Below are 13524 nucleotides of genomic sequence, written 5' to 3' on the forward strand. Positions count from 1 at the left end.
CAGCTCGTCGCAACCCACAGTGGGCGCAATGCCCACTGTTGTGAGGTTCGCATCGCAATTGCCGGTGTTTGCCGTAGGACATCCCATAACAGAAAAAGCAGAAGCGCTGATTAGCTGCTTCAGGGATGTTTTTTGTTTTCGCATTTATCAGATTTAAATCAATCACTTAGACATCGTTCGTGGTCTCGCGAAGGGCTGGCTTGGCCTGTGGATGATGAAATGCAGTTGACGGTTGTATTTTAAGTTGTACGATGACATACAACATCAGCATGACGCTGAGCGGCTTTCATCACAACGTGCTACTTAGGGTGTTCGAATAATGAATCCACAAGAACTGAAGTCCATCCTCTCTTCCGGCCTGCTGTCTTTCCCGGTGACTGACTTTAATGCCCAGGGCGACTTCAACCGCGCTGGCTACATCAAGCGCCTGGAATGGCTGGCCCCGTATGGTGCCTCGGCACTGTTCGCCGCCGGTGGCACCGGCGAGTTTTTCTCCCTGGCCGCCAGCGAATACTCGGAAATCATCAAGACCGCCGTCGACACCTGTGAAACCAGCGTGCCGATCCTGGCCGGTGTTGGTGGTTCCACCCGCCAGGCCATCGAATATGCACAAGAGGCCGAGCGTCTGGGCGCCAAGGGCCTGTTGCTGCTGCCGCACTACCTGACTGAAGCCAGCCAGGATGGCGTTGCCGCCCACGTTGAAGCCGTGTGCAAATCGGTGAAGATCGGTGTGGTGGTCTACAACCGTAACGTTTGCCGCCTGACCGCGCCGCTGCTCGAGCGCCTGGCCGAACGCTGCCCGAACCTGATCGGCTACAAGGACGGCCTGGGCGATATCGAGTTGATGGTGTCGATCCGTCGCCGCCTCGGTGATCGTTTCAGCTACCTCGGCGGCCTGCCAACCGCGGAAGTCTACGCCGCGGCCTACAAGGCCCTGGGTGTACCGGTTTATTCGTCGGCGGTGTTCAACTTCATCCCGAAAACCGCGATGGACTTCTACCGTGCCATTGCCCGTGAAGACCACGCCACCGTCGGCAAGATCATCGATGACTTCTTCCTGCCGTACCTGGATATCCGCAACCGCAAGGCCGGTTACGCAGTGAGCATCGTCAAGGCTGGCGCGAAAATCTCCGGTTACGACGCAGGTCCTGTACGTGCCCCGCTGACCGATCTGCTGCCTGAAGAATACGAAGCACTGGCCGCCTTGATCGACAAGCAAGGTGCGCAGTAACAAACCGATTAAACAAGGCCGCTGAGTAATCAGCGGCCTTTTGCGTAAGGAGATTGCCGTGGCAGACGTAAAAAGATTCGACAACTACATCGCTGGCCAATGGGTTGCCGGTACGGACTATTCGGCCAACATCAACCCCTCGGACCTGTCCGATGTGGTGGGCGAATACGCCAAGGCCGACCTGGCCCAGGTGCACGCCGCCATTGATGCTGCACGCGCTGCATTCCCGGCCTGGTCGACTTCAGGTATCCAGGCCCGCAGCGATGCGCTGGACAAAGTTGGTAGCGAAATCCTCGCGCGTCGCGAAGAACTGGGCACCCTGCTGGCGCGTGAAGAGGGCAAGACTCTGCCCGAAGCCATTGGCGAGGTGTCCCGCGCGGGCAACATCTTCAAGTTTTTCGCCGGTGAATGCCTGCGTCTGTCCGGCGACTACCTGCCGTCCGTGCGCCCGGGGGTCAACGTTGAAGTCACCCGTGAAGCCCTCGGCGTGGTTGGCCTGATTACTCCGTGGAACTTCCCGATCGCGATCCCTGCGTGGAAAATCGCCCCGGCCCTGGCTTATGGCAACTGTGTGGTGCTCAAGCCGGCTGACCTGGTACCGGGTTGCGCCTGGGCGCTGGCGGAAATCATCTCCCGTGCCGGTTTCCCGGCCGGGGTGTTCAACCTGGTGATGGGCAGCGGTCGAGTGGTCGGCGAGGCGCTGGTCAACAGCCCGAAAGTCGATGGCATCAGCTTTACCGGCTCGGTGGGTGTAGGCCGGCAGATTGCGGTCAACTGTGTTTCGCGCCAAGCCAAGGTGCAGCTGGAAATGGGGGGCAAGAACCCGCAGATCATTCTCGACGACGCCGACCTGCAGCAGGCGGTCGAGTTGTCGGTACAGAGCGCGTTTTACTCCACTGGCCAGCGTTGCACGGCCTCGAGCCGGTTGATTGTCACCGCCGGGATTCACGACCGGTTCGTCGCGGCCATGGCCCAAAGAATGAAGTCGATCAAGGTCGGCCATGCGCTGCAGTCCGGCACCGACATTGGTCCGGTGGTGTCCCAGGCCCAGCTTGAACAGGACCTGAAATACATCGACATCGGCCAGTCCGAAGGTGCGCGCCTGGTCAGTGGCGGGTCGCTGGTGACTTGCGACACCGAAGGCTATTTCCTTGCCCCGACGTTGTTTGCCGACAGCGAAGCAGGCATGCGCATCAGCCGTGAAGAAATCTTCGGTCCGGTGGCCAATATCGTCAGGGTCGCCGACTACGAGGCGGCGCTGGCCATGGCCAATGACACCGAGTTCGGCTTGTCGGCAGGTATCTGCACCACCTCGCTGAAACACGCCAACCACTTCAAGCGCCACTCCCAGGCTGGGATGGTGATGGTCAACCTGCCGACCGCCGGTGTGGATTACCACGTTCCGTTTGGTGGGCGAAAAGGTTCATCCTATGGATCTCGTGAGCAAGGTCGCTATGCACAAGAGTTTTACACGGTCGTAAAAACTTCTTACATCGGATCGTAACCCGCTGCACCGCGGTATCCGGGTCCACCGGATACCGCACTGACAGATTCACCCGCGCATAAAAATAATCAGTGGGAGTACACGTACATGCAAGCGACCAAGCCGACCCACGTCCGCTATTTGATCCTGCTCATGCTGTTTCTGGTGACCACGATCAACTACGCCGACCGTGCCACTATCGCCATCGCAGGTTCCAGCCTGCAGAAAGACCTCGGTATCGACGCGGTCACCCTCGGTTACATCTTTTCCGCATTCGGTTGGGCCTACGTGGCCGGGCAAATTCCCGGTGGCTGGCTGCTGGACCGATTCGGTTCGAAAAAAATCTACGCCCTGAGCATCTTCACCTGGTCGCTGTTCACCGTGCTGCAAGGCTATGTCGGTGAATTTGGCATGTCGACCGCGGTCGTCGCGTTGTTCATGCTGCGCTTTTTGGTGGGCCTGGCCGAAGCGCCATCCTTCCCGGGTAACGCCCGCATCGTTGCGGCCTGGTTCCCGACTGCGGAACGTGGCACGGCCTCGGCGATCTTCAACTCCGCGCAATACTTCGCCACGGTGCTGTTTGCACCGCTGATGGGCTGGATCGTCTACAGCTTCGGCTGGCAGCACGTGTTCATCGTCATGGGTGTAATCGGCATCATCTTCTCCGGTATCTGGCTCAAGGTGATCTACAGCCCACGCCAGCATCCGATGATCAATGAGGCCGAGTTCAAGCACATTGCCGACAACGGCGGCATGGTCGACATGGACCACGACAAGGGCCAGGGCAAGAAAGCCGACGGACCGAAGTGGGACTACATTCGCCAGTTGTTGACCAACCGCATGATGCTCGGCGTCTACCTGGGCCAGTACTGCATCAACGGCATCACTTACTTCTTCCTGACCTGGTTCCCGGTGTACCTGGTCCAAGAACGTGGCATGACCATTCTCAAGGCCGGTTTCATTGCCTCGTTGCCGGCGATCTGCGGCTTCATCGGTGGTGTACTCGGCGGGGTGATTTCCGACTACCTGCTGCGCAAAGGCCATTCCCTGACCTTCGCCCGCAAGGCGCCGATCATTGCCGGCCTGCTGGTCTCCAGCAGTATCGTGGCCTGCAACTATGTGGACGTGGAATGGATGGTGGTGGGCTTCATGGCCTTGGCGTTCTTCGGCAAAGGCGTGGGCGCCCTGGGTTGGGCGGTGGTATCCGACACTTCGCCGAAACAGATTGCCGGTCTAAGTGGCGGTCTGTTCAACACCTTTGGCAACATTGCCTCGATCACCACACCGATTGTCATCGGCTACATCATCAGCTCCACCGGCTCGTTCAAGTGGGCGCTGGTGTTTGTCGGCTGCAACGCGCTGGTCGCGGTGTTCAGCTATCTGGTGATCGTTGGTCCGATCAAGCGCGTAGTGCTCAAGGAGCCGCCGGTCAACGGGCCTGAAGCCTCCGGCAAATTATCCCAAGCGCATTCCTGAGGAGCGGCGTCATGCAGTTGATTGAACATTCCGACTCGCCGCGCTACATCCGCCTGCACGAGCGGGATAACGTAGTGATCGTGGTCAACGATCAGGGCGTACCGGCCGGTACCGAATTTGCGGACGGCCTGGTCACCGTGGACTTCGTGCCACAGAGCCACAAGGTCACCCTGGAGGACATTCCAGAAGGTGGTCAGGTGATTCGTTACGGCCAGACTATTGGCTACGCCTTGCAGCCGATTCCCCGAGGTAGCTGGGTCAAGGAAGATCAACTGCGCATGCCGACCGCGCCGCCGCTGGACAGCCTGCCGCTGTCCACCGAGGTGCCGGCAGCCCAGGCACCACTGGAAGGCTACACCTTCGAGGGTTATCGCAACGCCGACGGTACCGTCGGCACGCGCAACATTCTCGGGATCACCACCACCGTGCAATGCGTCACCGGGGTACTCGATCACGCGGTCAAGCGGATCAAGGCCGAGTTGCTGCCCAAGTACCCGCATGTCGATGACGTGGTGGCGTTGACCCACAGCTACGGCTGCGGCGTGGCCATCACTGCCACCGACGCATACATTCCGATTCGCACGGTGCGCAATCTGGCGCGCAATCCGAACCTCGGTGGCGAAGCGCTGGTGATCAGTCTCGGCTGCGAGAAATTGCAGGCCGGGCAGGTGATGCACGAGAACGACAGCTCGGTGGATTTGAGCGAGCCATGGCTCTACCGCTTGCAGGATTCCAGTCACGGCTTCACCGAAATGATCGAGCAGATCATGGAGTTGGCCGAGACGCGCTTGAAGAAGCTCGATCGCAGGCGTCGGGAAACCGTGCCGGCGTCGGAGTTGATCCTCGGCATGCAGTGTGGCGGCAGCGATGCGTTTTCCGGGATCACCGCCAACCCGGCGCTCGGATATGCCTCGGACCTGCTACTGCGGGCCGGTGCCACGGTGATGTTTTCCGAAGTCACCGAAGTGCGCGATGCCATTTACCTGCTGACCTCGCGCGCGGAAAACCAGGACGTGGCCCAGGAACTGGTGCGGGAAATGGACTGGTACGACCGTTACCTGGCCAAGGGCGAGGCGGATCGTAGTGCCAACACCACGCCGGGCAACAAGAAGGGCGGGTTGTCGAACATTGTCGAGAAGTCCCTGGGGTCGATCGTCAAGTCCGGCAGCAGTGCGATCAATGGCGTGCTCGGCCCGGGCGAGCGCTTCAAGCGCAAAGGGCTGATCTTCTGCGCGACCCCGGCCAGCGACTTTGTCTGTGGGACGCTGCAACTGGCGGCGGGGATGAACCTGCATGTATTCACCACTGGCCGGGGTACGCCCTATGGGCTGGCCATGGCACCGGTGGTGAAGGTTTCGACCCGCACCGAACTGGCGCAACGCTGGCCAGACCTGATCGACATCGATGCCGGGCGCATCGCCACCGGGCGGGCGTCCATCGAGGAGCTGGGCTGGGAGCTGTTCCACTACTACCTGGACGTGGCCAGCGGCAAACAGCAGACGTGGGCTGAAAAGCACAAGCTGCATAATGACATCACCTTGTTCAATCCGGCGCCCATAACCTAAGACCGCGTTATCGTTCATCGCTGGCAAGCCGCAAGCGGGCGCCAGCTCCCACAGTGATCTTTTGCGTTGCATAAAACGCGTGAACACCGAGGATCCTGTGGGAGCGAGCTTGCTCGCGATGGCGAGCTCGCAGACGCCGATGTCCTTGGTGGCTTATCATTAGCCCCCTAACGACGCCCTCAAGGTTCACCCGGCATGCTGGCCATCTTTCTTGAAACCCTGAACATCACCGCGCCCGTCTTTGCCATGCTGTTTCTGGGTGTGCTGCTCAAGCGCATCGACTGGATCAACGACAACTTCATCCACACGGCGTCGGCACTGGTGTTCAACGTCACCATGCCGGCGTTGCTGTTTCTGGGCATCCTGCATGCCGACCTGCATGCGGCGTTGCAACCGGCGCTGCTGATCTACTTCTCCCTCGCGACCCTGGTGTGCTTTGCCATTGCCTGGGGCTGGGCAATTCTCAAGTGCCCGCGCGAAGACCGCGGGATCTATACCCAAGGTGCTTTTCGTGGCAACAACGGGGTCATCGGCCTAGCGCTGGCGGCGAGCATGTATGGCGACTACGGAATTTCCCTGGGGGCGATTCTCGCGGCGCTGGTGATCCTGTTCTACAACACCCTGTCGACCATCGTGCTGGCGGTGTACAGCCCAGTGATCAAGTCCGATCCGTGGAGCATCTGCAAAAGCGTGTTCAGCAACCCGCTGATTATCAGCGTGATTGCGGCCGCACCGTTCGCCTATTTCAAGATCGGCTTGCCGGGATGGCTGGAAACTTCCGGGCAGTACCTGGCCCAAACCACCTTGCCGCTGGCGCTGATCTGTATCGGCGGCACGCTCTCCATGGCGGCACTGCGCAAAAGCGGCAACATGGCCTTGAGCTCGAGCCTGGTGAAGATGATCGGCTTGCCGATACTGGCCACGCTGGGTGCCTGGCTATGGGGCTTTCGTGGGGCGGAGCTGGGGATTCTGTTCCTGTACTTCGGCAGCCCGACCGCCGCTGCAAGTTTTGTCATGGCCCGGGCGGCCAATGGCAATCATGAGCTGGCGGCGGCGATCATTGTCATCACCACCTTGATGGCGGCGGTGACGACTAACGTCGGGATCTTCCTGCTGCAGTGGGGCGGCTGGATCTGAAGGGCCTGTCCACTTCAACGCAACAGGGTCACTCCGGCTTCTGGTAGCTGTCGATCACTTCCTGCGCTGCGCGGAACGCCTCCATCACCGCCGGAACCCCGGCGTAGACCGCGCAATGCATCAGGGTTTCGCGAATCTCGTCCACCGTGCAGCCGTTGTTCAGCGCCCCGCGCACGTGCCCCTTGAGTTCCTGGGGGCACTTGAGCGAAGTAAGGGCGGCGAGGGTGATCAGGCTGCGGGTCTTCAGTTCCAGGCCACCACGATTCCATACCGCTCCCCAGGCGTGTTCGTTGACGAACTCCTGGAACGGTCGGGTCAGGTCGGTGGCATTGCCCATGGAGCGGTCGACAAAGGCGTCGCCCATGACCTGGCGGCGGACTTCGATACCGGTGGGTTTGCTGGAGCTTGCGGAGTCGGTCATGGCGATTCTCTTTTGTTGTGTTGGCGGCGCCAGGCGCGCACTGAGGTGAACAGTAAAAATGCCAGCAGGGCCGGCAACACGCACAGCAGCATCAGTTGTTCCAGCTTGCCGGCCAACGGCATGCCAGTGGTGAACGACACCACATGCAGCCCGTATGCCAGGTACAGGGCGAGGAACAGCAGGCCTTCGGCGCGGGTGATGCGGTAGCCGGAATAGAACACGGGCAAGCACAGCAAGGTGACACCGAGCATCACCGGCAAATCGAAATCCAGGGCATTGGGGGAGACCGACAGCGGCACCGGTGCCAGCAGGGCGGTGATCCCCAGGACGCCCAGCAGGTTGAACAGGTTGCCGCCGATCACGTTGCCCACGGCAATGTCACGCTGTCCGCGCAGCGCGGCAATCAGCGAGGTGGCGAGCTGGGGCAGGGAGGTGCTGACGGCGACGACGGTCAGGCCGATGATGCGCTCGGACAGGCCCAGCTTGCTGGCCAGTGCTACCGTCGCATTGAGCAGCAAGTGCCCGGCGAACACCAGCAAGCCCAGCCCGGCAAGCATCAGCAGGGCACTACTCAACCAGGGCGAGCGCGGCGCGTCGGATGCCGGCCGAGACGGACGCGCAGTGGGCCGCGACTGGCGCCACAGCAGGCCCAGGTACAGCGCCAACGCAGCCAGCAGCACACCACCATCGAGGGCGCTCAGTTGTTCGTTCCAGGCCAGGGCGAACACCAGCAGGCTGGCGCCGATCAGCAGCGGGATGTCGAGGCGCACCAGTTGCCGGGCAACCCGCAAGGGGATGATCAGTGCCGACAGGCCAAGGGTTACCAGGATGTTGAAGATGTTGCTGCCGATCACGCTGCCGACGGCGATGTCGCTGCTCTGCCCGAGGGCGGCTTGCAGGCTCACGGCCATTTGTGGCGCGCTGCTGCCGAAGGCGACCATGCTCAGGCCGATGACCAGCGGCCGGACCCTGAGGTGAGCGGCCAGGCGCACGGCGGCACGCACCAGCAACTCGGCGCCGGCGACCAGCAGGAGCAGGGCGCAGAGCAGTTGCAGCACGTTGGGCAGGGGTAATTGGGCTAATCCGGAAATGGTCGTGGCTCCCGGTCAGTTGTTCAGGGCTTGTACGCGAACCCGCGCGGTGCCACTGCGCAGCATGCCCAACTTGTCGGCGGCCCCGCGTGACAAGTCGATCAGGCGGCCACGGGTATGCGGGCCGCGGTCGTTGATGCGGACCACCACACTCTTGTCGTTTTTCAGGTTGGTGACCTTCACCCGTGTGCCGAAGGGCAGCTGGCGGTGGGCGGCGGTCATGGCGTACTGGTCAAACGGCTCGCCGCTGGCGGTGCGTTTGCCATGGTGTTTGGCGCCGTAATAGGAGGCGGTTCCGGTTTCGTCGTAGCCCCGGGGGTCGACGTCGTGGCTGGCACAGCCGGCCAGCAGGGAGAGCAGGGCGCAGGCGCTAAGCAGACGTTTCATCAAAAGGGACTCTGCAACAAGCGTGGGAGCTTCGTCTGCTCGCGATAGCGGTTCGGCAGTCAACGCAAAGTTGAATGCCGAACCGCTATCGCGAGCCGGCTCGCTCCCACGGGGAGTGGAGCCAGTGTTGACTGCTGGCTCCATTGTTATCAGCCTTCGAGCTTGCTTTTCAGCAGTTCGTTGACCTGTTGCGGGTTGGCCTTGCCTTTGGAGGCTTTCATGGCCTGGCCGACGAAGAAGCCGAACATCTTGCCGCGTTTGGCTTCGTCTGCCGCGCGGTACTGTTCAACCTGCTCGGCGTTGGCCGCGAGCATTTCATCGAGCACCGCCAAGATCGCGCCGCTGTCGGTGACTTGCTTGAGGCCACGCTTGTCGATGATCTCGTCAGCAGTGCCTTCGCCGTTGGCCATGGCTTCGAACACGGTCTTGGCGATCTTGCCGGAGATGGTGTTGTCCTTGATCCGCAACAGCATGCCGCCCAGTTGCTCGGCAGTTACCGGGGCTGCGTCGATTTCCAGGCCCTGCTTGTTCAACAGGCTGCCCAGTTCAACCATGACCCAGTTGGCCGCCAGCTTGGCGTCGCCGGCAATGCTCACCACTTTTTCGAAATAGTCGGCTTGCTCGCGGCTCGAAGCCAAGACGCTGGCATCGTAGACCGACAGGCCGAACTGCTCCTGGAAGCGCTCGCGTTTTTGCGGCGGCAGTTCTGGCAAGGTGGCGCGGATGTCGTTGAGGAAGGAGTCCTCAAGCACCACTGGCAACAAGTCCGGATCGGGGAAGTAACGGTAGTCGTTGGCTTCCTCTTTGCTGCGCATGGCGCGGGTTTCGTCTTTGTTCGGATCGTACAGGCGTGTCTGCTGGATCACCTTGCCGCCGTCTTCGATCAGTTCGATCTGGCGACGCACTTCGGTGTTGATCGCCTTCTCGATGAAGCGGAACGAGTTGACGTTCTTGATCTCGCAGCGGGTGCCGTACTCGACCTGGCCTTTTGGCCGCACCGAGACGTTGCAGTCGCAACGCAGCGAGCCTTCGGCCATGTTGCCATCGCAGATGCCCAGGTAACGTACCAGCGCATGGATCGTCTTGACGTAGGCCACGGCTTCCTTGGCGCTGCGCATGTCCGGCTCGGAAACGATCTCCAGCAGCGGGGTGCCGGCACGGTTCAGGTCGATGCCGGTGGCGCCGTTGAACTCTTCATGCAGGCTCTTGCCAGCATCTTCTTCCAGGTGCGCGCGGGTCACGCCGACACGTTTGATGGTGCCGTCTTCCAGGGGGATATCCAGGTAGCCCTTGCCGACGATCGGCAGTTCCATCTGGCTGATCTGGTAGCCCTTGGGCAGGTCCGGGTAGAAGTAGTTCTTGCGGGCGAACACGTTGTGCTGGCCGATCTCGGCGTCAATCGCCAGGCCGAACATCACCGCCATGCGCACCGCTTCCTGGTTCAGCACCGGCAGTACACCCGGCATGCCCAGGTCTACCAGGCTGGCCTGGGTGTTCGGTTCGGAACCGAAGGTGGTGGCGCTGCCGGAGAAAATCTTCGATTGGGTGGCGAGCTGGGTATGAATCTCCAGCCCGATCACAACTTCCCATTGCATGTGTTTCTCCTCAGAAGCCTGTCGGGGTGCGGGTGTGCCAGTCAGTGTGCAACTGATACTGGTGCGCAACGTTGAGCAAGCGGCCTTCCTGGAAGTACGGGGCGAGCAGTTGCACGCCGACCGGCAAGCCATCGACAAAACCGGCTGGCATCGACAGGCCTGGCAGGCCCGCGAGGTTGGCGGTGATGGTGTAGACGTCTTCCAGGTACGCAGCGACCGGGTCGCTGTTCTTGGCGCCGAGTTTCCAGGCCGGGTTCGGCGTGGTTGGGCCGAGGATGATGTCGACCTCATTGAACGCAGCCATGAAGTCGTTCTTGACCAGGCGACGGATCTTTTGCGCCTTCAGGTAGTAGGCGTCGTAGTAACCGGCCGACAGGGCGTAGGCACCGACCATGATCCGGCGCTGGACTTCGGCACCAAAACCTTCACCGCGCGAACGCTTGTACAGGTCGGTCAGGTCTTTCGGGTCTTCACAACGATAGCCAAAGCGCACGCCGTCGAACCGCGACAGGTTGGAAGAGGCTTCGGCGGGCGCGATCACGTAGTACGCAGGGATCGCGTGCTGCATGTTCGGCAGGCTGATTTCCTTGACCACGGCGCCGAGCTTCTGCAGCTCCTTGACGCTGTTATGGATCAGTTCGGCGATACGCGGGTCGAGACCTTCGCTGAAGTATTCCTTCGGCACGCCGATGCGCAGGCCTTGCAGCGAGCCGTTGAGGCTGGCGCTGTAGTCCGGCACAGGTTCGTCGATGCTGGTGGAGTCGTTCGCATCGAAGCCAGCCATACCTTGCAACAAAATTGCGCAGTCTTCGGCGGTGCGGGCCAACGGGCCACCCTGATCGAGGCTGGATGCGTAGGCGATCATGCCCCAGCGCGAAACACGACCGTACGTCGGTTTCAGACCGGTGAGGTTGGTGAAGGCTGCCGGCTGTCGGATAGATCCACCGGTGTCAGTGGCGGTGGCCGCTGGCAGCAGGCGCGCGGCAACGGCGGCGGCCGAACCACCGGACGAACCGCCTGGCACGTGCTCCAGGTTCCACGGGTTCTTCACGGCGCCGTAGTAGCTCGACTCGTTGGCCGAGCCCATGGCGAATTCGTCCATGTTGGTCTTGCCCAAGGTCACGGCGCCTGCGGCGGCCAGCTTGGCGACCACGGTGGCGTCGTACGGGGCCTTGAAGTTGTCGAGCATCTTCGAGCCGCAGCTGGTGCGGATACCCTGGGTGCAGAACAGGTCCTTGTGGGCGATCGGCGCGCCCAGCAAGGCCCCGGTCTCACCCTTGGCGCGGCGTGCGTCGGCGGCTTGCGCCTGCTGCAGCGCCAGCTCTCCGGTGAGGCTGATGAAGCTGTTGAGCTGCGGGTCCAGCTGGGCGATACGCGCCAGCAGAACCTTGGTCAGCTCTTCGGAGGAAAACTTCTTGTCGGCGAGTCCGCGGGCGATCTCGGCCAGAGTCAATTGATGCATTGCAGGCTCTTTCCCTTTAGTCGATGACTTTCGGAACCAGGTACAGGCCGTTTTCGACCGCTGGTGCGATGGACTGATAGGCCTCGCGGTGATTGGACTCGGTCACAACGTCTGCACGCAGGCGCTGGCTGGCTTCCAGGGGGTGGGCCAGCGGTTCGATACCGTCGGTATCGACCGCCTGCATTTCGTCGACCAGCCCGAGAATGCTGTTCAGGGCCGAAGTGATTTGTGGAAGATCGGCTTCATTGAGGCCAAGACAGGCCAAATGAGCGATTTTTTCCACGTCGGAGCGTTCAAGCGCCATGGGATTCTCCAGTGGAAAACAAAACGGAGGTCGTCCGTGTGTTAGATTGTCGGAACACTACCGCATTTCTACGGTCATAAGGCCGCGATTGTGGGGGTTGGTGCACGGAAAAGCTGCCAATTTAACATATTGGCGCCTTGCCCAAAATCCCTGTCGTTGTTAGAGTTTGCCGCACTTTTTTACCCACGCGTTGCCTAGGGTCCCTTTCCCATGTTCAAGAAACTGCGTGGCATGTTTTCCAGCGATCTTTCCATTGACCTGGGCACTGCCAACACCCTTATTTACGTGCGTGAGCGCGGTATCGTCCTGAATGAGCCATCGGTTGTGGCCATTCGGACGCACGGTAACCAGAAAAGTGTTGTTGCTGTCGGCACGGAAGCCAAGCGCATGCTGGGCCGTACACCGGGCAACATTGCTGCCATTCGTCCGATGAAGGACGGCGTGATCGCCGACTTCAGCGTTTGCGAAAAGATGCTTCAGTATTTCATCAACAAGGTTCACGAAAACAGCTTCCTGCAGCCTAGCCCTCGCGTGTTGATCTGCGTTCCTTGCAAATCCACCCAGGTTGAGCGCCGCGCCATCCGTGAGTCGGCCCTGGGCGCTGGTGCCCGTGAAGTATTCCTGATCGAAGAGCCAATGGCTGCGGCCATCGGTGCCGGCCTGCCGGTTGAAGAAGCTCGCGGTTCGATGGTGGTCGATATCGGTGGCGGTACCACTGAAATCGCGCTGATCTCCCTCAATGGTGTGGTCTACGCCGAATCCGTACGGGTTGGCGGCGACCGTTTCGATGAAGCGATCATCACCTACGTGCGCCGCAACTACGGCAGCCTGATCGGTGAGTCCACCGCCGAGCGCATCAAGCAGGAAATCGGTACTGCCTACCCAGGCGGTGAAGTACGCGAAGTCGATGTTCGCGGCCGTAACCTGGCGGAAGGCGTTCCACGTGCCTTTACCCTGAACTCCAATGAAGTGCTCGAAGCCCTGCAAGAGTCGCTGGCGACTATCGTCCAGGCGGTAAAAAGCGCGCTGGAGCAATCGCCGCCGGAACTGGCGTCCGATATCGCCGAGCGTGGCCTGGTACTGACCGGTGGTGGCGCCTTGCTGCGTGACCTCGACAAGCTGCTGGCCCAGGAAACCGGGCTGCCGGTGATCGTCGCCGAAGATCCGCTGACGTGTGTTGCTCGCGGCGGTGGCCGTGCATTGGAAATGATGGATAAGCACACCATGGATCTGCTCTCCAGCGAGTAAGTTCGCCGGACGCCTCTATGCTGTTCACGCACAGGCAGCACTTTGCAGTGCTGCCTGTTGGCGTTTATCTTCTGTCAGTCTGCATCCAGGCCGGTTTGATGCCGTATGAATAAACAGAACATTT

At 60.9% G+C, this 13524-nt stretch carries 12 protein-coding genes; 6 read left to right on the plus strand and 6 right to left on the minus strand.

All coding sequences use genetic code 11. The annotated features are described in order from the left end of the window. Positions 1 to 319: 319 nt before the first annotated feature. The 5 genes from kdgD (at position 320) to QMK50_RS18040 (ending at position 6892) form a co-directional block, all read left to right on the plus strand. A complete protein-coding gene (gene kdgD / locus QMK50_RS18020; RefSeq protein WP_095169323.1) occupies positions 320 to 1231 on the plus strand; it encodes a 5-dehydro-4-deoxyglucarate dehydratase in 912 nt (303 codons plus the stop codon). A gap of 58 nt (positions 1232 to 1289) precedes the next feature. After that, positions 1290 to 2735 carry an aldehyde dehydrogenase family protein gene (locus QMK50_RS18025; RefSeq protein ID WP_159993752.1) on the plus strand — a complete coding sequence of 482 codons (1446 nt, stop codon included), beginning with the start codon at positions 1290 to 1292 and terminating at the stop codon, positions 2733 to 2735. A gap of 87 nt (positions 2736 to 2822) precedes the next feature. Next, the gene (locus QMK50_RS18030; RefSeq protein ID WP_095169325.1) at positions 2823 to 4190 is read left to right on the plus strand and encodes an MFS transporter; all 1368 of its coding nucleotides are present in this window, start codon (positions 2823 to 2825) and stop codon (positions 4188 to 4190) included. Between the two features lie 11 nt (positions 4191 to 4201). Next, a complete protein-coding gene (gene garD / locus QMK50_RS18035; RefSeq protein WP_320333649.1) occupies positions 4202 to 5755 on the plus strand; it encodes a galactarate dehydratase in 1554 nt (517 codons plus the stop codon). A gap of 195 nt (positions 5756 to 5950) precedes the next feature. After that, positions 5951 to 6892, plus strand: a complete 942-nt coding sequence (locus QMK50_RS18040; protein WP_320333650.1) for an AEC family transporter — start codon at positions 5951 to 5953, stop codon at positions 6890 to 6892. Between the two features lie 28 nt (positions 6893 to 6920). Here the strand turns inward: QMK50_RS18040 and QMK50_RS18045 are convergent, their stop codons facing one another. The 6 genes from QMK50_RS18045 to gatC all read right to left on the minus strand — a co-directional run bounded on the left by QMK50_RS18045 (position 6921) and on the right by gatC (position 12152). Next, positions 6921 to 7313, minus strand: a complete 393-nt coding sequence (locus QMK50_RS18045) for a carboxymuconolactone decarboxylase family protein (RefSeq protein ID WP_095169328.1) — start codon at positions 7311 to 7313, stop codon at positions 6921 to 6923. Beyond that, the gene (locus QMK50_RS18050; protein WP_159993758.1) at positions 7310 to 8371 is read right to left on the minus strand and encodes a calcium/sodium antiporter; all 1062 of its coding nucleotides are present in this window, start codon (positions 8369 to 8371) and stop codon (positions 7310 to 7312) included. The genes QMK50_RS18045 and QMK50_RS18050 overlap by 4 nt, the downstream gene beginning before the upstream one ends. 48 nt (positions 8372 to 8419) lie before the next feature. Continuing rightward, entirely contained in the window at positions 8420 to 8791 is a 372-nt protein-coding gene (locus tag QMK50_RS18055) for a septal ring lytic transglycosylase RlpA family protein (RefSeq protein WP_095169330.1), read from the minus strand. 149 nt (positions 8792 to 8940) lie between these two features. Beyond that, entirely contained in the window at positions 8941 to 10386 is a 1446-nt protein-coding gene (gene gatB, locus QMK50_RS18060) for an Asp-tRNA(Asn)/Glu-tRNA(Gln) amidotransferase subunit GatB (protein WP_320333651.1), read from the minus strand. Positions 10387 to 10396: 10 nt separating this feature from the next. Continuing rightward, a complete protein-coding gene (gene gatA / locus QMK50_RS18065; RefSeq protein WP_320333652.1) occupies positions 10397 to 11848 on the minus strand; it encodes an Asp-tRNA(Asn)/Glu-tRNA(Gln) amidotransferase subunit GatA in 1452 nt (483 codons plus the stop codon). A 16-nt stretch (positions 11849 to 11864) separates the two neighbouring features. Beyond that, positions 11865 to 12152 carry an Asp-tRNA(Asn)/Glu-tRNA(Gln) amidotransferase subunit GatC gene (gene gatC, locus QMK50_RS18070; RefSeq protein ID WP_095169333.1) on the minus strand — a complete coding sequence of 96 codons (288 nt, stop codon included), beginning with the start codon at positions 12150 to 12152 and terminating at the stop codon, positions 11865 to 11867. A 210-nt stretch (positions 12153 to 12362) separates the two neighbouring features. Between gatC and mreB the strand changes: the two genes are divergently transcribed. Further along, positions 12363 to 13400 carry a rod shape-determining protein MreB gene (gene mreB, locus QMK50_RS18075; protein WP_002555108.1) on the plus strand — a complete coding sequence of 346 codons (1038 nt, stop codon included), beginning with the start codon at positions 12363 to 12365 and terminating at the stop codon, positions 13398 to 13400. The last annotated feature ends 124 nt before the right edge of the window (positions 13401 to 13524 follow it).

It is taken from the genome of Pseudomonas sp. P5_152 (assembly GCF_033989915.1).
Classification (GTDB): domain Bacteria; phylum Pseudomonadota; class Gammaproteobacteria; order Pseudomonadales; family Pseudomonadaceae; genus Aquipseudomonas.